Raw genomic sequence first — 17,902 nt, forward strand, 5'->3', positions numbered from 1 at the left:
TTTAAAAACTATTCTTTAGGATTTGTGCGGTAAACTGCGGGCGAATATAAAAGCCTCTTGGCAAGGTTTGAATTTTTTCACCATCAGGACCGATTGAATGAGTTAAGGCTTTATTGTTTGCTGCCTTAGGTCTTACCTGCAATATCTCGCCAAAGCGCGCATCGATTTTATCAATCTGGCCTAGCCCTATCATCTCGATAGCTTCCTCAAAGTCATTTTTTAGTATTGCGAGTTCATCGCTTGTGGCTCGCCATAGAAAAGGCATGGCAAGGGTACGCTCTTCTACTGGAGTTTGCTTATCCGCAATGATTGGCACCCACAAAACATGATTAAGCTTTTGCTGCACCACTGAGCCTTGCCACTGAACTAGGTGTAAGTCGGTTAATGGAACAACACTCACGTAAGTGGATTCCAAAGGTTTACCATTTATGTCAATTGGGAGGGTCTTCATCTCAACACCAACCTCTGGAAAATCCGGTTGAGCTAATGATGCAGATTGAGCGCCAAGCAGATACTCTAAAAATTGACCTATCCAGCCTTTTTCTCGGAGTAAATTTTGTGGCACTTGGGCGCTAAACTTTTGTGCCAATTCACCTAAAGTAAAGCCTGCCAATGATTGAGCCTTCTCTAGCAATTGTTTTGGTGTGTCGTAAGCCATTGATTAAATAATGATTGTCGAGATCCGTTTCTAGTGGCACAATGATACCAAAGTTTTTTATTGGAAAGATAGATGATCGACGCAGAAGGCTTTCGAGCCAACGTCGGCATCATCATATGTAACAAGCAAGGCCAGTTGTTATGGACTCGACGCTATGGACAGACGTCTTGGCAGTTCCCGCAAGGCGGTGTGCACCCGGGAGAAAGTGCCGAACAGACCATGTACCGAGAATTATTTGAAGAAGTCGGCCTTGAAAAAGATGATGTCCGTATTCTAGGGAGTACGCAGCATTGGTATAAATACCGATTGCCACCAAAGTTAATTCGTCAAAATTCTAAACCCTTATGTATCGGGCAGAAACAAAAATGGTTCTTGCTTGAGCTGACGAGTGACGAAAGTAAGATCGATTTTAATGCCACGAGTCATCCTGAGTTTGATGATTTTATTTGGGTAAACTATTGGTACCCTGTTCGTCATGTGGTGAATTTTAAGCGTGAAGTTTATCGTTTAGCGCTTAGCGAATTAATTCATTCGATGTTCAAGTTTCAATTGCATGGACAGGCTTCGCACCAAAGCCGCAGGCACAATTCGAATAATCACTCGCATGGTTCGCATAAAAAGCATGGGCATAAGCAGCATTCACATGCTCAGCAAAATAAAAAAGCTAAGCGAAAGCCAAGGCATCCTTATCGTTCGCATGCCAACCAAGATAAAAACCAAGCAGACTAACTAAGCTTTTTGAGTTTTGCATAAAAAAGGGAGCTTCATCGGCTCCCTTTTTTATTGATAGTAATATACTATAGAAACTTAACTTCGCCAGTTTCTAATGAATACTCAGCGCCAACTATTTGTAAGCGCTCATCTTCAATGGCTTTTTGTAAAACAGGCGACTCGTTTACTAAATCTTGCATCGAAGTTTTGACGTTAGCGGATACTCCAAGCTGCTTTACTTCGGCATGATTAGAATTATCATTTTTGAGTAGCGGTTGGACACTTGGAGCAATACGCTTTACTAAAGCTGTTAGACTATCACTCTCAAATGGCACATCACCTTTGGCCATAAAGTCGACAGTTGCATTAACCGCCCCACAATTAGTATGTCCCATAACGACCACTAAAGGCGTGCCAAAAGATTCTACTGCATACTCAATACTGCCTATTTGGCTAGCGGCAGCAATATTGCCTGCTACTCGCACCACGAAGAGCTCCCCAAGCCCTTGATCAAAAATCAACTCCGCAGGTGTTCGCGAGTCTGCACAGCCTAAAATAATGGCAAAAGGGGCTTGTGAAGCAGCTTTTGCTGAACGAGAGCTCTGATCAATTTGCTCTGTGGCTTTGAACTGACAATCGACGAAACGTTGGTTGCCCTGTTTAAGTTTAGCTAATGCTTCTTGTGATGAGATCATAATGATTGGTGTGTCAGTGAAATTCCTAGAATTTTATCACAGCCATTAGAAACTGGCATTCTTTTGAAACACCAGCAACATATTATTAGCAGGCATGGTATGTCGTTCGACGAAGCTTAATCCGTTATGGCGGCCATGACTTAGCATATCCTCATAATCTCGAATTTCAGACTCTGGATTCTGCGCTTTTAGATGTTCATTAAATTGCTCATTAGACTCTGAAGTAAAATTACCACCGACTTTAAATGGGCCATAAATCAAGAAGTGACCACCAGGTTTTAAATTTTCGCCAACGCCTTTGAACATGGATTTCACATTATCCCATGACATTATATGTGCGGTATTGGCAGTAAAAACCGCATCGATTGGCTCAATGTCCCAATAACGACGGCTAACATCTAAACTAAACGGCTTCTTTAAATTAGGTAATTCAGCCTGTTAAATCCAGGCAATGATAGAAGGGTGATTGTGTCGCAAGTCGCTGGTTTGCCAAGTGAGGTGGGGTAATGCTCCCGCAAAGTAAGCCGCGTGTTGACCAGTACCTGAACCAATTTCTAAAACCGACTTGCTGTAATTTAGGTAAGACTTAATAACACTTAAAATGGGGTCTTTATTTCGCTCACAAGCTTCGCTGTGTTGGCGCATGGTTTGTCCTTTTTATTCTGGAGTTAGCTGCATAACAAATTGCTTTTCTGAAACCACTTTTTGCATATCATTGAGTTGGATTTCGTAAAAAGTCGCTTTCAAATCATTATTCACCGTGATCAGTGCCTGACTGCGAGTACCATAAGATTGATTATTGATTTCAAACGTCGGTATAAAGGCACGCGACAACTGTTGTTCAAAATCAATGGGAGCGCCGGTTACTGGTAAAGCATGATCATCTAATGGTTTTTGGTGACGCAATACCGCAAGAAGATCATCCCGTTTGAATGGTTGTTGAATGGCTTTAATAAATCGATCTTGGGTATTAGTGACTTTTTGCCAACGGGCACTTAGAGTGCCATTGCTAATACCGTGAATCCCCGTTCCAACTGGAATGATTTGTTGATCTTTATTATTAGAATAAGTTAAATCAGTTTTATTATTGCTATTAATACTGCCAACGAATAAGTTATAGCCGCTATATTTATTGGCATTGGCACTAACTTGATTGCTGTAGCTTTCTGGGCTTAGACTAGATTTTAAAAAGTCGCTCACTAAAGCGCCGCGTGACAAGCTAGCTGGAGTTTGCGGAAATTGACGGATATTGGTTAAGGCCGAAAAACGTCCAGTTTTAGTGATTCCGAGCCAGGTACCTCCAGCAACTTGATCCCTTCCCGCTAAAATGTTGTTATCATCATGCCAGTGATGCACCGCTTGAGTTGGTCGTTCGAAAAACTCGTCACGATTGGCAGCGATAATCAGTGGGTAGCGTGGGTGACTATTGACCGAAAAAACAACTAAACACATAAATTGGCAAATTAATGATCATTGAATGGCACTTTATCATTTTATTATTAGCATTAGGACTACTAAATGGAGTTTTGGCTGGCTTATTAGGCATTGGTGGCGGTATGGTCATTGTGCCCGCGATGATTTGGTTGCTGCCTAAAGTTGGAGTTTCCGACGAAAATCTAATGCATATGGCACTGGCCACTTCGATGGCAACTATTTGCTTTACCGCGATTTCCTCATCATATGCGCACCATAAACGAGGTTCAATTTCCGTTAACTCGCTGAAAGTGTTAGTGCCATTTATCGCGATTGGTGGTTTATTAGGTGCTTATATCGCTGATCTGATAAATTCGGTTTGGCTAGGACGAATTTTTGGGGTTGGCGCTATTATTATGGGCGTCCAGATGGCGATGGATAAACTGCCTATATCCAAATCTGCAGTAGCCGGCGGGGTATTAATACCAGTCAAAGTGGCACCAGCTGGGATAACGATGGGGGCTATCTCTTCATTGCTCGGTATCGGCGGGGGCTCAGTGGTAGTGCCCTATCTGCTATACCATAAAGAAAAGTTAGTGAATGCCATAGGGACTGCCGCTGCATGCGGTTTACCACTGGCAATTATGGCGACAATCGGCTATGTTGTGCTTGGTTGGAATCAAGTAGATTTGCCAGCCTATCATTTCGGTTATGTCTATCTTCCAGCAGTGCTCGCCATTGCTATTGGCTCAGTCATCAGCGCCCCTTTTGGAGCTTATTTGGCTCATAAATTGCCAACCGCTTTGATAAAGAAAATATTCGCTATTTTGATGATAGTGATAGGTGTAAAAATATTAATCAATAATATATAAGAGTAATAAATGATAGCTCCAAAAATTGATCCCGTAATCTTCTCGATAGATGCTTTTGAACTCTTCGGTTTCACTATTGGCCCAATCGCTTTGCATTGGTATGGACTGATGTATTTGTTGGGTTTTATAGCAGCGTGGTTACTAGGGAATTATCGTGCTAACAAGCCTAATTCCGGTTGGACCAAAGATATGGTTGCTGATTTTCTCTTCTATGCTTTTTTAGGGGTGATAGTCGGAGGTCGCTTTGGCTATGTGGTTTTTTACCATATGGATCTGTGGTTAAAAGATTTTTGGTACTTATTTAAAATTTGGGAAGGCGGCATGTCCTTCCATGGCGGTTTAATTGGTGTCGCTGTTGCTTGTTGGTATTTTGCGCGAAAAAATAAAATGGGCTTCTTTAAGATAACCGATTTTATTATTCCCTTGGTGCCGTTAGGTTTATTGTTTGGTCGTTTTGGTAACTTTATAAATGGCGAGCTATGGGGGCGACAAGCAAGTGAAGATTTTATCTTTGGAATGAAATTCCATACCGACCCTGAGCAATTAACCCGACATCCTTCACAGTTGTACGAATCATTCTTTGAAGGTTTAGTGTTATTTGTAATGGTTTGGTTTTACTCAGCTAAACCAAGACCTACTAAAGCGGTATCTGGCTTATTCCTACTAGGTTACGGCTTCTTTAGATTTATGATTGAATACTTCCGTGAGCCGGATGCGCATTTAGCCGCCGTGAGTGAATTTATTACTCGTGGCCAAGTGTTATGTTTACCAATGATCGGTATTGGCCTGTGGTTAATGATTAGCGCCTATAAACAAAAAGCAAAATAGCAAGTCAATGTCTCGAAAGTACGAAAATAGCATTAAATTAGATTCCCAACTGTATGGGAATAACATGAAAAGAAAGTAGTAACTATATGAAACAATATTTAGATATGATGCGCCATGTTTTAGAAAATGGCGAAGATAAAGGTGATAGAACTGGAACTGGAACCCGGAGTGTTTTCGGTCATCAAATGCGCTTCAATTTACAGGAAGGCTTTCCGTTAGTAACGACTAAGAAATTACACTTACGTTCTATTATGATTGAATTGCTGTGGTTCCTAAAAGGCGATACTAATATTAAATACCTGAAAGATAATGGCGTGCGAATTTGGGATGAGTGGGCTGATGAAAATGGCGACTTAGGCCCTGTGTATGGAGAGCAATGGCGCTCCTGGAAGAAACCAGATGGCACCACAGTCGATCAGATATCTAATGTTTTAGAGCAAATAAAAAATAATCCAAACAGCAGACGCTTAATGGTGGTAGCTTACAATCCAGGCGTAGCCGATGAAATGGCTTTACCTCCGTGTCATTCGTTATTCCAGTTTTATGTGGCTGACGGCAAGCTTTCTTGTCAGTTGTACCAGCGTAGTGCAGATATCTTTTTAGGCGTGCCCTTTAATATTGCTTCTTACGCCTTGTTGACTCATATGATGGCTGAACAGGCTGGATTAGATGTGGGCGATTTTATTTGGTCTGGTGGCGATGTGCATTTATACAGTAATCACTTTGAGCAAGCGAAAGAGCAACTCTCACGAGATACTTTGCCATTGCCAAAGTTAAAGATAAAGCGCAAACCAGATTCGCTTTTTGATTATGAATTTGAAGACTTTGAAATTGTAGGTTATGAATCTCATCCGCACATTAAAGCGCCTGTGGCCGTTTAAATTATTTTTTAAAGGTTCTAATGAGATGTCAAAAATAAGTTTAATCGTGGCTATGGCCAACAACCGAGTGATAGGTAAAGGCAATCAAATGCCTTGGCACTTGCCGGCTGATTTAAAACATTTTAAAGCAGTAACTTTAGGTAAACCTGTGATTATGGGGCGCAAAACTCATGAATCGATTGGCATGGTTTTACCCGGGCGAGAAAACATTATTATCAGCCGCGATGAAAATTACCGTTCTGAATTTTTTAATGATAAATGTCAAACGGTAACCAGCCTTGAAGCGGCGATGGAAGCGGCTAAAGCGATTGATAAGTCGGTAGATGAAATCATGATTATTGGCGGCGCAAACATTTATCAGCAAATGATCGATCAAGCAGATACCTTGTACTTAACCTTTATTGATTTAGATACTGACGGCGATGCTCACTTCCCTGATTGGGCTCATTTAGAGTGGCAAGAAGTTTCAAGAGAGTCGTATCAAGCGGATGAGAAAAACCCTTATAGTTATCAGTTTGTCACTTTAGAGAGAGCTGTTAAGAAATAATTAGTAACAGTTTTATCGCTTGAAATTTCTTTATAAAGAACCATGTTTATAGCATGGTTTTTTTATGGCCATGATAAAATATATACAGAAAATAAAGGGGACAAATATGATTATTTCTACTACTCCAAATATTGAAGGACGCGAAATTCGAGAATATAAAGGCGTGGTTGTTGGTGAAGCTATTCTTGGCGCAAATATTATTAAAGATTTCTTTGCTGGAATTAGAGATATTGTTGGTGGCCGCTCGGCTGCTTACGAAGAAGAGTTAGGAAAAGCCCGTAAAGTGGCTTTTGAAGAACTAGAACAAAGCGCTCGCCAATTAGGAGCTAACGCCGTTGTTGGCGTAGATCTAGATTATGAAGTAATTGGGCAGAATGGCTCTATGATGATGGTTAGTGTTTCTGGGACTGCAGTCACCTTATTATAATATAGTAAAAAATGAATGATAGTTTTCAAAGAAGGAAATATTAAAATCAGCTGTTAGCTCTGACTAGAAGTTAGTTATTTTTCGAAGTTTTTTTCTTAAAAACCGACAGCAACCAAAATATAGCCATTGAAAGAGATGCTAAAGCACTGCCGTATACTGAATTTTTAAATTCTAGAATATATCCCGCTTTAGTTATCTCTCCATTTTCAACTACTTGAGTTTGCGAGTGAAAGAGGGACTCGTACATATTCATAGAGCCAATCTTTAAAGTCATATACATCACAAACGTTACAATAAACATGACTAAGCAGTATTGCCATAACTTAGTCCACTTAAGCTTTGATAAGAAGAAATGAGAAATCCACGCCATCACAAGAAAAGTGATGTAAGCCATAAAGGTATTAATGCGAATCCAATTATAGAAAGCTGAGTGCTCGATTACAGGAGCTGACCAAACAATAACAAATACCAAAGGAGCTATTAAAATCCCAGCAATTATCCTAAAGATTCTCAATTTGAATACTAACCATTGAAGTATAAATTTAATTTTAGCAGTTTTAGTTAAAAGAATAAATTTTTAGGGGATTCAGTTTTAAATAGTTACATTTGTTGTGATCATTATGTAGTTAGCTTCTTAGCATGCACCAAGTACCTTAATGGCCCACCTGTTTCAATCGTGTTAAATGGATAGCAAGTGACTAGGGTTAATTGATCGGCACCTCTATCTATAATGCTATCCGTTTCAATATTATGCACTTCGGTTGCGGTAATTTGGTAGGAATGTTTTTCGCCGTATTTATCTTCAATTTCAATTTTTTGTCCAATGATTAGATCTTGCAAGAATTCAAAGTGGGTATCGCGATGACCACCAATAATGGTGTAACCTTTTCTTTCAGGCGAGTCACTGGAAAGTAAAAGGCCAGGGCCAAAAGCTAAGTTTCGCCCTGAAGCGCCGGATAAAACTAGCCGCTCAATATTGGTAGTTGGAATGGATAACTTTGCGATGGGGAAAGTATCTGCCCATGACCAAGGTTGATGAGGCTTTTGATCAATTAAAGTTTTTTCCCAAGCATCTTGTAATAAATATTGTGCTACTTGTGCCTTAGCTTGGATATAGGCAGCCTTGCCAAAGGCAAAGCTGCTAACCGTTAATAAAGCTATAATCAGTAGGTTCTTTTTGATAAATTTCATGTTGAATTACTCCTTATCTTCTTCTAAATAATATAACGCCACTAAGCAATAAACTGATTAAGCCAAGTAAGAACATTAACTGACTGTCGGTTCCACCTTGTGGGTAGCCATGAGTGCCTTTAGCGTTTGGCGCTTTCCAGCCGGCAGGTAAGCGATTAGCTAATTGTAATTGCTTAATTTTTTCCGAGACATTTACAGGAGTTTTATCAACCGCAACCAAACTGGTGTAATCACTCACAAGATGAAAGTTTAATGCCGTGTCGGTGATTTGCTGTTTGTATTCTTCAGCCTGGCGGTAATCGTGGGACATCTCATTGCGCAAAGAATCTATTTTCATAAGAGCCCAAAGTTTCGCGACACCTTTGTCTTTGCCACTAGTTGTATTGGGTAATTTAAAATCCCATTCGTAAGTATCGGCATAACCTTTAAGTTGCATTGAGCTGGCAGAGGCTAACGATTTATAGGTCGCGTAAAGTGGCTCACCAAGATATAAATCTCTTAAGTGTTTTGGTTGTAGCTCCATGCTATCTAATGCAGATTTAGAAACACCATTGGTATCTATACCTAGATTACTCAGCACGGGATAGCGCAACTTCTTAAATAGGTTGGCAAGTTCAGTTTGCACTTGTTCGATTTTATTGATGTAAGTAAAAGTGCCACGGCCTTCTTCAGCAGCTTTAGTCATAAAATAACTGTTAGGTGCCGAGCCAATACCGATGGTGAATAAGCGATTGTTGCCTAGCTTTTGGCGGATCATGCTAAAAATTTGCTGCTCATTGCCGATACTGCCATCGGTTAAAAATATAATCTGACGTAGTTTTTGACTGTCTGGTTTTACTAACGCGAGCTCAACGGCACTGGCGATATTAGTACCTCCATCAGCATTCATCCCATCAATAAAAATCTCTGCATCTAGCAATGTATCTTCAGTAATATTTCGCGCATCTTGAAATAAAATCTTGGCATTACTATCGAAATCAATAATATTGAAACTATCATTAGAGTTGAGCTGCTTGAGTGCAAAGCGCAAACCTGCTTTAGCTTGCTGCATCGACTCACCTGACATGGAACCAGACGAATCAACCACAAAAATAACTTCTCTTGGCTTTACCTGTTGTTGAACTAAATCATGTGTCGGCGGCAGTATCACCAGTAAATTATAAGTTTCATGACCAATAGTTTCGCTGAGCAAAGTTGCTTTAGGCTTATGTCCTAACTGCGGATGCCATTTCAGTATAAAATCGCGCTCAGCTTGAGCTGGATTATCTAAAGTAATCAGCTGTTTATTGCCTATGGGTTGAGTCTTCAACTGATGATGAGGACTATCGATTTTTGCTAACTCAAACCCTGCATTCAGTTCAATTTCAAAAATTACCGGTCTGTCGGGTTGGCTATTGGTATTAAAAGTTGTCACGACATTAGATAAAGCTTCGCTGTCGATGGTCGAGTCAAAGCTTTGCGAAATGGTTTGGGTGCTTGGTTGAAAGCGAGGAGTTACACCTAACGGCAGCTTATAAGTAAAGACAGTGCCGTCGATATGAATTAATTGTTGAAACTCAATTTGCACTTTAATGTCTTCATTAGGACCAATATTGGCTAACTTGGTAGTGAAAAGATTAGGTCTTACTTGTTTTACTAGACTGGCCCGCTTACCGGCTTTCTTAGCTGCTTGATAGGTTCTTTCAGCCTGTTGTTTCTCTTGGATTTCTCCTTCGATAATTTGCTCGCCAATGATCATCTTCAAAGTATCGACTGCCGCATTTTCAGGTAAAGGAAAACGATAAATGCCTTCTAGCCATTCTTCAGTTTGATTGGAAAAAGTATGAGTAATTTGAGTTCGAGCTACTACACCATTAATCGTAACTCTAACGTCTGTAGAAAGCGGCATTTGTTCATAGCTTTTATCGCTGTTGGTGGATTTAAAGCTAATGCCCGCATAATCGTCATCATAGTTGGATGACGCCTGTATCGTGGGTGATAGTGAAAATAACAAAATAATACTGAAAATGAATGGCTTCATAACTGCTCCTAGCAAATGATTTGATAGCAGTTATTTAACTCAATAAATCTTTAGATATTCTGGATGGATTAAGGATTAAAATTATTAAATGTGGCAAAAAAATGCGCTTGTCTCAATTTCTTAAGAAAGCGCAATTACCTTAGGAGTAAAAGTTAAAATATTAGGCAAGAATTTAGTTAAATCACTTACAAGTTAGGCCGTCGCTAAAGCCTTTGATTCATGCTTTGATACGATGACTGCGCCAAATGGCCAGATCCCAAGCTTCACCATCTTTAAGTGTTGTATACCAAATGGAATGCCGATAATGGTTAGGCACAACAGTAAACCCCAGAATAGGTGGTTTAGCACCACGAAAACACCGCCAAACAGTAACCAAATTATATTCAGTAAGACATTAATAACGCCGCCCATTGGCTGTGAGCCGCTCATACGGGTTTCTTGACCAAATGGGAAGATGGAGAAGATAGCCAACTTAAAGCATTGCACGCCCCACGGAATACCGACTATGGTGAAGCATAAGGCAATACCGCCAGCGATATAGCCGAAGAAGATGAAAATACCGCCAAAAAGCAGCCATAAAATATTAAGTAGTAGAGACAAATGGATTCTCCTTTGTTGCCTACTTATAGTCTAGATAATGACATGAGAAATCAGAACTAATAAAAAGCAACAAAATTGGCTAAACTGTTAACAGATGTAACAAGTGAGCACTCTCAATGATAAAAAATATCGCCATCGTCGGCGGCACCCATGGTAATGAATTTACAGGGATATACCTTATAAAAAAGCTGGAAGCAGAGTTAGCCATTGATAATTTAGATATCACTTATCTATTGGCAAACCCTAAAGCCTATCAAGCTGTGAAGCGCTATATCGATAGAGATCTCAATCGAAGTTTTAAGCAATCGGATTTAAACAATCCAGAACTAACTGGCTATGAAAATCTTCGGGCAAAAGAAATTAACCAACAGCTTGGTCCTAAAGGTAATGCCAAAACAGATTTTATTATTGATTTGCACACTTCCACGGCTCCAATGGGAATTAACCTGGTGATTACTAAAGCAGATCCTTTTCATTTGAAGCTAGCGGACTATGTGAAAAGCAGATTAGAAGGCGTGACCATTACTTGGGAAGAAATAGAAGATCATCATTTCTTAATGAGTGTTGCGGAAAGAAATATTTTGGTTGAAATTGGCGCCACTCCGCAAGGAGTATTAAGGCAGGATGTTTTTGATAAAACTCAGCAGACGGTTTTGGAAATTCTAGAGTTTATAAACTCCTATAATCAAGATAGCTTGCCAGAAAGCTCAAAAGAGCTGGAAGTCTATAAATACTTTTCTGTGGCTTATTTACCGCAGAATGAAAAGGGCGAAATAACCGGGATGATTCACCAGAATATTCAAGATAGAGATTTCCAGACATTAAGGAAAGGCGAACCTATTTTTAAACTATTTACTGGCGAAGAGATTGTCTATCAAGGTGACGAGTGCACCATAAGCTTTATTAATGAAGCCGCTTATTACGATGAAAAAAAAGCGTTTTCGATGTCAAAAAAAGAACTGCTTAAACTTTAGGCAATAAAAAAGCCCGAGCAATGCTCGGGCTTTTGAATAATGGTGGCTCGGGGCAGAATTGAACTGCCGACACAAGGATTTTCAATCCTCCGCTCTACCAACTGAGCTACCAAGCCAATGGACGCGTATTAAACCGATTCAGAGGCTTTTAGTCAAGCCTAAAATTGGATTTTTCTAGTAATTTTTTAGCTTTTTGGAGTATAGCCTTCTGGCTTTTCGTAATCTCCACCGAATAGATACAATTCCATCTGTTCTGCCAGGTATTTCTGCGCTTCTGGGTCAATTAAGCTGAGGCGCTTTTCGTTAATCATCATGGTTTGGTGATTAAGCCACATCATCCAAGCTTCTTGCGAGATCTCTTTAACGATTCGCTCGCCTAGTTCGCCAGGATAGGGCTGAAAGCTTAATGCTTCAGCATCTTTTTGAAGTTTTGTGCAGAAAATAGTATCAGCCATATTTTTACAAAGACTCTTTCAATGTATTTAGTAGGTTACTTACTGGTGTTGGTAAGCCTAAACTTTCAGGTTGAGTTAGCGAAAACCAATAAGTTAAATTGGACTCCATGATACTCATATTGGGCTTAGATTTCATTATTAAAGGTTGAATCTTAAGGTCGTAATGACTGAATTTATGCAATATCGGTTCAAGTTTCCGCTCAGTTTTAGGGGTATAGTCGGCTATCTCTATTTCTGGGATTGACCAAAGCCCACCCCAAATTCCGCTAGGAGGTCGTTTAGTCAATAATATCTTTTTACCTTGAAGATAAAGCTGCCAATAAACGCTTTTGCTTGGGCGCGCTCTTTTAGGTTTCTTATGAGGTAGTTCTTTGGTTCTATTTTGCAGTCTTGCCTGACATTTTTGAGTTAAAGGGCAGTCTAAACATTCAGGATTGGAGCGTTTGCAAACCACTGCGCCAATATCCATCATAGCTTGATTGTAGGCGGCGGTTTCTTTTTTTGGTGTAAGTTGCTCTGATAACCCCCAGAGTTTGTTTAAAACTTTAGTTTGGCCATACCAGCCTTCAATGGCAAAGCAACGTGCAAGAACTCGTTTAACATTACCGTCGAGAATGGCTGTTGGTTTATCATAAGCAAAAGCAGCAATTGCGCCTGCGGTAGAGCGACCTACGCCTGGCAATGTCTCTAGTTCGGACTGTGATTGCGGGAATTCACCATTAAATTCGTCGCGAACCATTTGTGCGGCTTTATGCAGGTTACGTGCCCGCGAGTAGTAGCCCAACCCGCTCCATAGGTGTAGCACCCGATCAACATCTGCATCTGCTAAGGAGGTAATTGTGGGGAACGTTTTAAGGAAATTTTGGTAATAAGGGATAACCGTTTTTACCTGAGTTTGTTGCAGCATCACTTCAGATAGCCAAATCCGATAAGCGTCTTTAGTGTTATGCCAAGGTAAGTCTTTACGTCCCTTAGCATGATAGTAAGTAATAACTTTTGAGGAGAAAGCTTGTGGTTTCCAACTATCTGTCACAAATAACTAGAATCCATACAGTAACGGTAAAACAATGGATAAGGTTACCCACATAATGATTACTAGCGGGACACCGATTTTAACGAAATCTGAGAATTTGTAACCACCAGCACTCATCACTAAAAGGTTAGTTTTATAGGCCATAGGGGTTGCGAAACTCATATTGGCACCAAATAAAACCGCGATAATAAAAGGCTCAGGCGGAAGGTTTAATTGGGTTGCCACGCTATAAGCAATTGGCGTACCAATAACCGCGGCCGCATTGTTGGAGACCACGTTAGTTAAAAGGGCGAGTAACAACATCAAGCCACTTAAAATAATCATCGGTGGAGTACCGTCTGTCGCCCAGACAAATATTTCAGCAATATATTGAGCGCCATCGGTTTCGGTCATGGCGATACCCAGCGCTAAACTGGAAGCAACAATCAAAACAACTTGTGCAGAAAGGGCATTTAAGGCATCCCGCCAACTAATGCAGTGAGTCAGAATCATCAATAGCGCACCAGTTAGGGCACTAATAGCAATCGGTAAAATACCAACGGCGGCGAAGAAAATTACCCCTAACATGATCCATAAAGCTCTAGGGGCTCGATGAGATCTGGGTAGATCGGAAGTCGCATCAAGAATAAGAATTTCACCGCGTTTCTTAAATTCTGCAATTTCTTTTTGTCCGCCTTGCACTAATAAAACATCACCAACATGCAATATGACTTTGCCTAGGCCTTTATTGTGCATATCTACCACTTTATCGGCTCGATGCAATGCTATGGCTACCAAGCCATATTCATCAATGAAGCGTACATCTTTTAAGGTTTTACCTGCCAGCGGAGAGCCGGGAGTCACCACTAGTTCAGAAAGCTGTTGGTTCTCTGCTGTGAGCGGATGGTCATCATCGACCTTTTGCCCAGACTTAAACAACTTGGCCCCTAAAATCTGCTCATATTCTTTTAATTTATCAGGGTTATCGACCACACGTAATTTATCACCAGCTCGGATGGTGGCGTCAGGCATTGGGACAATAGTTGCTTCTGAGCCACGCTGAATTCTTGCGACCTTCATCTGTCCTTCAGTTTTATTGATGACTTCAGCCAACGTTTTGCCATCCGCCCAACTGCCCTCAGCAATATGCAACTGGGCAGTAAATACTCTGGGTGAGGTATCTTTCATCACGGCTTGGCGCTCAGGGATAATCCTTGGCGCTATTAGCCATAAATACACAATGGCAATCGAGCCAGCGATAGCAGCAGGCAAGAAAAAATCGAACATACCGAATTTTTCTAATCCTAAGTCAGCAGCAACCGAAACCACTAAAAGGTTGGTTGAGGTGCCAATGGTAGTTGCCATACCACCTACTAATGTGGCGAAGCCCATGGGCATTAATAAGCTCGAAGGGCTGGTATTGGCGCGTACAGCGACACTAATCAAAATCGGTAAAAGTAAGACAACGATCGGCGTATTGTTGACAAATGCGCTTAAAATGCCTGCAATTAGCAGGGTTAGCAATAAGGAGAATAGAGGTGACGTTTTCCAGACTCGCCCTAAAAATCGACCAATGGGTTCAAGTGCTCCGGTTCTCACAAGACCTTGTCCTGCGACCATTAAGGCGCAGACAGCTATTAAGGCCTCATGTCCGAAGCCGGTAAAGAACTGCATCGGCTCTAGCAGTCCATTATGATTATGGAACTCTACTAGGGTAAAGCCTATGGTTAGTAGCAATAAAACGATGACGCAAGATGTTTCCAATGGAATGTCGTCACGACGGAATAAATATAAGGCTACTACCGTTAGAATCAGCACATAAAGCGCGTGATAATTGGGTAATTCAGGAAAAGGCATTCCTTAGCAAACCCCCGTTAAATCGTTCATCGTTATTTTTAGTCTTTTTAAACAGTCGAACTTCAAACTCTACTGATTTTGGATGCGCTAAGCAATGACTTTTATGCAAATACAATGAGTTAGTAAAGGATAGTGCTGAATCCTTTTTTAAGGATATGTTAGAATTGCGCCAATTATCGAAAGATGGAATTAATTCTAGTGAGTGAAAAATCAAACGTTGAAGCTGATATAGAGTTCAACCAAGAAGGTAAACGGGTTCGTAAGATAAAAAGCTTTGTCTTGCGTGAAGGGCGTTTAACCAAAGGCCAGCAAAGAGCTATGGATGAGCTTTTTTCTACCATGGGATTAGAGTTTCAGCGTGAGTTCTATGATTTGGATGAAGTATTCGAACGTGCGGCACCAAAAGTTTTAGAGATTGGGTTTGGCATGGGCAAATCTTTAGCAGAGCAAGCAAGTTGTGAGCGAAATATAGACTTTGTAGGTATAGAAGTTCATAAGCCAGGAGTTGGAGCTTGTTTATTATTAGCAGAAGAGTATGAGCTAACCAATTTAAAAGTTATCCATCATGATGCGGTTGAAATTATTGATTATGCCATTGCCGATCACTCTTTAGATAAAATTCAGATATTCTTCCCAGATCCCTGGCACAAAAAGAAGCATCACAAGCGCCGTATCGTGCAGACTGAGTTTTGCCAGAAGCTGCATAAGAAATTAAAGCCAGGTGGCGTCTTACATCTTGCAACAGACTGGGAAAATTATGCAGAATATATGCTGGAAGTTTTAGTGCCGATGGCTGAATACGAAAACCTTTCTGAGAATGGTGATTATGTACCTCGACCAGATTCGAGGCCATTAACCAAGTTTGAGCAGAGGGGGCATCGTTTAGGGCATGGGGTTTGGGATCTTCAATTTAAAGCAATTTAAACGATGGATTTGCAGTATTTCTGCGTTATACGGGCTTTTGCGTGTGCTCATTGGCGCAAGCCAACTGCGCTACTCAAAGCTCGAAAGCCTTGAACTACTACAAATCTCACGGCTTAAATATCTATTAATTAATGCCGCGAATTAAACGGAATCAATTAATTAAAATTTTAACTGTGATCGATTTGCACATCATTCGGGAAAGGCTGGCCTTGGCCTTTTTCTAAGAAGTCTTTCAAACTTAATAGAAAGACAGCCCACTTTAAATTGCAGTGCGCGTAGAACGGCGTTTGCTCTTCCCAATCAAATTGTTTGAAGTGAACGAATACTTGTTCTTCAGTAACTTCTAATTCAAAAGAAACATGAGTTGGCATCCAAGCTTCAGGCATCTCAGCATGATGCTTCCATAAAACTTTTTTATTGTGCTCTAATTCAAGGACCTGAAATTGAACCAAAATTTCATTAAAGCGAAAATTGATAATAGAGCCGATGTCACCAGCACCATCTGTGGTGCTGCTCCACCAACCGCTGAGACCTTCATCAGTGGTTAACGCATGATAAACATTCTCAACTGAACTTTTAATGCCGACTTTATGATAGATGGTGGCCATAATTGATCTCCTAAATGTTTATAATAGCTTATAACTCTTTAACAGAAATTTCGTTGACTGGGGTCTTGTCTAAAATAAATTTTTCTAATAATTCATTTAAGAATAAGCTACCTTTTTCCGTTGGAGTTATCCAATCAGAAACATCATTTAACAGCTCATCAGATTTTGCTTCGGAAATTATTTTTTTAATATCTTGTAATAATAAACCAGTTCTTTGTGAGTAGAGATTGGTTGGAACTCCTTCGCTTAAGCGCAAGGCATTCAACATAAATTCAAATGGCAATTCATGATTAGGAATAACTGAGCTACTAGCAACTTGCGACCAGTCTTGATTGAGGTAATCCTTGGGATGACGTTTTTTAGTGGTTCTATGGATTGCATTTAGATCGAGCCGTGTAATTTTGCCATGAGCCCCAGCACCGATTCCGATGTAATCACCAAACTGCCAGTAATTTAAATTATGCCGAGATTGCAGTTTTATATCTTTGCTGTAGGCGGAAATTTCATATTGCAAATAACCATTATCCACGAGTAACTTTTGCCCAGCTTCTTGAATATCCCAAAGTGTTTCGTCTTGCGGTAGCTTAGGAGGTTTCTGATAAAAATGAGTATTAGGTTCAAGAGTTAGCTGATACCAAGAAATATGCTGTGGTTTTAAATCTATCGCAGTTTGCAAATCGCTTAATGCTTGCTCAGTAGTTTGTTGGGGTAAGCCGTGCATCAAATCTAAATTAAAAGAATTAAAACCTGCCTTGTGGGCAAACTCTGCTGCAGCAACTGCTTGCTCAGGATTATGAACTCTGCCTAGTATTTCTAGGTGTTGGCTATTAAAACTTTGTACACCAATGGAGAGCCGATTGATTCCGGCCTGATTAAACCCTAAAAACTTTTCAGCCTCGAAAGTACCGGGGTTAGCTTCCATGGTTATTTCAATATCGTTTTCGAATGGTATTAATGCTCTTACACCGCTGATTAAACTATCAATTGCCTCGGCAGAAAATAAACTAGGAGTGCCGCCGCCGATGAAAATACTATGAAGTCTTCTGCCCCAAACGAATGGAACTTCTTGTGCTAAATCCTCAAGTAATCGTTGAACATATTGCTGCTCAGGAATTTCCTCTAAACTGTCTTTAATACCATGGGAATTAAAGTCACAGTAGGGACACTTTTTAATGCACCATGGGATATGGATATAGAGTGATAGGGGCGGGTTAGTTAGCATTTGTTTA

General features: G+C 40.4%; 19 protein-coding genes, 1 tRNA gene and 1 pseudogene. 8 read left to right on the forward strand and 13 right to left on the reverse strand.

Going from position 1 to position 17,902, the window contains the following annotated elements:
• Position 1: 1 nt before the first annotated feature.
• Entirely contained in the window at positions 2 to 658 is a 657-nt protein-coding gene (gene mutH, locus GJS41_RS07980) for a DNA mismatch repair endonuclease MutH (RefSeq protein ID WP_154246746.1), read from the reverse strand.
• A 72-nt stretch (positions 659 to 730) separates the two neighbouring features.
• Here mutH and rppH point away from each other — a divergent pair, with 72 nt between their 5' ends.
• Positions 731 to 1,387 carry an RNA pyrophosphohydrolase gene (gene rppH / locus GJS41_RS07985; RefSeq protein ID WP_154246747.1) on the forward strand — a complete coding sequence of 219 codons (657 nt, stop codon included), beginning with the start codon at positions 731 to 733 and terminating at the stop codon, positions 1,385 to 1,387.
• A gap of 68 nt (positions 1,388 to 1,455) precedes the next feature.
• On the opposite strand, the gene GJS41_RS07990 is transcribed toward rppH, so the two are convergent.
• From GJS41_RS07990 to GJS41_RS08000, 3 genes and pseudogenes are all read right to left on the reverse strand, one after another.
• Complete coding sequence (locus GJS41_RS07990) at positions 1,456 to 2,064, reverse strand: carbonic anhydrase (RefSeq protein ID WP_154246748.1); 609 nt, start codon at positions 2,062 to 2,064, stop codon at positions 1,456 to 1,458.
• Between the two features lie 45 nt (positions 2,065 to 2,109).
• Positions 2,110 to 2,709 (reverse strand): annotated as a pseudogene (locus GJS41_RS07995) (DUF938 domain-containing protein).
• 12 nt (positions 2,710 to 2,721) lie between these two features.
• Entirely contained in the window at positions 2,722 to 3,516 is a 795-nt protein-coding gene (locus tag GJS41_RS08000; protein ID WP_154246749.1) for an NRDE family protein, read from the reverse strand.
• 14 nt (positions 3,517 to 3,530) lie between these two features.
• Here GJS41_RS08000 and GJS41_RS08005 point away from each other — a divergent pair, with 14 nt between their 5' ends.
• From GJS41_RS08005 to GJS41_RS08025, 5 genes are all read left to right on the forward strand, one after another.
• Complete coding sequence (locus GJS41_RS08005) at positions 3,531 to 4,349, forward strand: sulfite exporter TauE/SafE family protein (RefSeq protein WP_154246750.1); 819 nt, start codon at positions 3,531 to 3,533, stop codon at positions 4,347 to 4,349.
• A gap of 9 nt (positions 4,350 to 4,358) precedes the next feature.
• Complete coding sequence (gene lgt, locus GJS41_RS08010; protein WP_154246751.1) at positions 4,359 to 5,177, forward strand: prolipoprotein diacylglyceryl transferase; 819 nt, start codon at positions 4,359 to 4,361, stop codon at positions 5,175 to 5,177.
• 86 nt (positions 5,178 to 5,263) lie between these two features.
• A complete protein-coding gene (locus GJS41_RS08015) occupies positions 5,264 to 6,058 on the forward strand; it encodes a thymidylate synthase (RefSeq protein WP_154246752.1) in 795 nt (264 codons plus the stop codon).
• A gap of 25 nt (positions 6,059 to 6,083) precedes the next feature.
• Positions 6,084 to 6,605 carry a type 3 dihydrofolate reductase gene (folA, locus tag GJS41_RS08020; RefSeq protein WP_154246753.1) on the forward strand — a complete coding sequence of 174 codons (522 nt, stop codon included), beginning with the start codon at positions 6,084 to 6,086 and terminating at the stop codon, positions 6,603 to 6,605.
• 106 nt (positions 6,606 to 6,711) lie between these two features.
• Entirely contained in the window at positions 6,712 to 7,032 is a 321-nt protein-coding gene (locus tag GJS41_RS08025; protein WP_154246754.1) for a heavy metal-binding domain-containing protein, read from the forward strand.
• Positions 7,033 to 7,650: 618 nt separating this feature from the next.
• Here the strand turns inward: GJS41_RS08025 and GJS41_RS08030 are convergent.
• From GJS41_RS08030 to GJS41_RS08040, 3 genes are all read right to left on the reverse strand, one after another.
• Entirely contained in the window at positions 7,651 to 8,223 is a 573-nt protein-coding gene (locus GJS41_RS08030) for a class GN sortase (protein ID WP_154246755.1), read from the reverse strand.
• A 13-nt stretch (positions 8,224 to 8,236) separates the two neighbouring features.
• Positions 8,237 to 10,243 carry a marine proteobacterial sortase target protein gene (locus GJS41_RS08035; RefSeq protein ID WP_154246756.1) on the reverse strand — a complete coding sequence of 669 codons (2,007 nt, stop codon included), beginning with the start codon at positions 10,241 to 10,243 and terminating at the stop codon, positions 8,237 to 8,239.
• A gap of 192 nt (positions 10,244 to 10,435) precedes the next feature.
• Positions 10,436 to 10,843 carry a YccF domain-containing protein gene (locus GJS41_RS08040; protein ID WP_154246757.1) on the reverse strand — a complete coding sequence of 136 codons (408 nt, stop codon included), beginning with the start codon at positions 10,841 to 10,843 and terminating at the stop codon, positions 10,436 to 10,438.
• A 116-nt stretch (positions 10,844 to 10,959) separates the two neighbouring features.
• On the opposite strand from GJS41_RS08040, the gene GJS41_RS08045 reads away from it, so the two are divergent.
• Positions 10,960 to 11,817, forward strand: coding sequence for an aspartoacylase (locus tag GJS41_RS08045; protein WP_154246758.1), 858 nt, complete (start codon positions 10,960 to 10,962; stop codon positions 11,815 to 11,817).
• Positions 11,818 to 11,857: 40 nt separating this feature from the next.
• Here GJS41_RS08045 and GJS41_RS08050 read toward each other — a convergent pair.
• The 4 genes from GJS41_RS08050 to GJS41_RS08065 form a co-directional block, all read right to left on the reverse strand.
• Positions 11,858 to 11,933, reverse strand: a tRNA-Phe gene (locus tag GJS41_RS08050).
• A gap of 69 nt (positions 11,934 to 12,002) precedes the next feature.
• Positions 12,003 to 12,272, reverse strand: a complete 270-nt coding sequence (locus GJS41_RS08055) for an oxidative damage protection protein (RefSeq protein ID WP_154246759.1) — start codon at positions 12,270 to 12,272, stop codon at positions 12,003 to 12,005.
• A gap of 4 nt (positions 12,273 to 12,276) precedes the next feature.
• The gene (mutY, locus tag GJS41_RS08060) at positions 12,277 to 13,305 is read right to left on the reverse strand and encodes an A/G-specific adenine glycosylase (RefSeq protein WP_370515659.1); all 1,029 of its coding nucleotides are present in this window, start codon (positions 13,303 to 13,305) and stop codon (positions 12,277 to 12,279) included.
• A 6-nt stretch (positions 13,306 to 13,311) separates the two neighbouring features.
• The gene (locus GJS41_RS08065; protein ID WP_154246760.1) at positions 13,312 to 15,141 is read right to left on the reverse strand and encodes an SLC13 family permease; all 1,830 of its coding nucleotides are present in this window, start codon (positions 15,139 to 15,141) and stop codon (positions 13,312 to 13,314) included.
• Between the two features lie 198 nt (positions 15,142 to 15,339).
• Here GJS41_RS08065 and trmB point away from each other — a divergent pair, with 198 nt between their 5' ends.
• Positions 15,340 to 16,065 carry a tRNA (guanosine(46)-N7)-methyltransferase TrmB gene (gene trmB / locus GJS41_RS08070; RefSeq protein ID WP_370515660.1) on the forward strand — a complete coding sequence of 242 codons (726 nt, stop codon included), beginning with the start codon at positions 15,340 to 15,342 and terminating at the stop codon, positions 16,063 to 16,065.
• A gap of 167 nt (positions 16,066 to 16,232) precedes the next feature.
• On the opposite strand, the gene GJS41_RS08075 is transcribed toward trmB, so the two are convergent.
• Together GJS41_RS08075 and hemW are read right to left on the reverse strand one after the other, a co-directional pair.
• On the reverse strand, positions 16,233 to 16,673 hold the full coding sequence (locus tag GJS41_RS08075) for an SRPBCC domain-containing protein (protein WP_154246762.1): 441 nt from the start codon (positions 16,671 to 16,673) through the stop codon (positions 16,233 to 16,235).
• Between the two features lie 28 nt (positions 16,674 to 16,701).
• A complete protein-coding gene (gene hemW / locus GJS41_RS08080) occupies positions 16,702 to 17,895 on the reverse strand; it encodes a radical SAM family heme chaperone HemW (RefSeq protein ID WP_154246763.1) in 1,194 nt (397 codons plus the stop codon).
• Positions 17,896 to 17,902: the final 7 nt, after the last annotated feature.

It is taken from the genome of Kangiella sp. HZ709 (assembly GCF_009674675.1).
Classification (GTDB): domain Bacteria; phylum Pseudomonadota; class Gammaproteobacteria; order Enterobacterales; family Kangiellaceae; genus Kangiella.

Coding starts and splice junctions, on each gene's coding strand:
- folA (WP_154246753.1), top strand. CDS start 6,084: ATGTCAAAAATAAGTTTAATCGTGGCTATGGCCAACAACCGAGTGATA.
- GJS41_RS08065 (WP_154246760.1), bottom strand. CDS start 15,141: ATGCCTTTTCCTGAATTACCCAATTATCACGCGCTTTATGTGCTGATT.
- GJS41_RS08025 (WP_154246754.1), top strand. CDS start 6,712: ATGATTATTTCTACTACTCCAAATATTGAAGGACGCGAAATTCGAGAA.
- lgt (WP_154246751.1), top strand. CDS start 4,359: ATGATAGCTCCAAAAATTGATCCCGTAATCTTCTCGATAGATGCTTTT.
- mutH (WP_154246746.1), bottom strand. CDS start 658: ATGGCTTACGACACACCAAAACAATTGCTAGAGAAGGCTCAATCATTG.
- GJS41_RS08000 (WP_154246749.1), bottom strand. CDS start 3,516: ATGTGTTTAGTTGTTTTTTCGGTCAATAGTCACCCACGCTACCCACTG.
- GJS41_RS07990 (WP_154246748.1), bottom strand. CDS start 2,064: ATGATCTCATCACAAGAAGCATTAGCTAAACTTAAACAGGGCAACCAA.
- GJS41_RS08035 (WP_154246756.1), bottom strand. CDS start 10,243: ATGAAGCCATTCATTTTCAGTATTATTTTGTTATTTTCACTATCACCC.
- GJS41_RS08055 (WP_154246759.1), bottom strand. CDS start 12,272: ATGGCTGATACTATTTTCTGCACAAAACTTCAAAAAGATGCTGAAGCA.
- GJS41_RS08075 (WP_154246762.1), bottom strand. CDS start 16,673: ATGGCCACCATCTATCATAAAGTCGGCATTAAAAGTTCAGTTGAGAAT.
- GJS41_RS08015 (WP_154246752.1), top strand. CDS start 5,264: ATGAAACAATATTTAGATATGATGCGCCATGTTTTAGAAAATGGCGAA.
- rppH (WP_154246747.1), top strand. CDS start 731: ATGATCGACGCAGAAGGCTTTCGAGCCAACGTCGGCATCATCATATGT.
- hemW (WP_154246763.1), bottom strand. CDS start 17,895: ATGCTAACTAACCCGCCCCTATCACTCTATATCCATATCCCATGGTGC.
- GJS41_RS08045 (WP_154246758.1), top strand. CDS start 10,960: ATGATAAAAAATATCGCCATCGTCGGCGGCACCCATGGTAATGAATTT.
- GJS41_RS08030 (WP_154246755.1), bottom strand. CDS start 8,223: ATGAAATTTATCAAAAAGAACCTACTGATTATAGCTTTATTAACGGTT.
- GJS41_RS08005 (WP_154246750.1), top strand. CDS start 3,531: ATGATCATTGAATGGCACTTTATCATTTTATTATTAGCATTAGGACTA.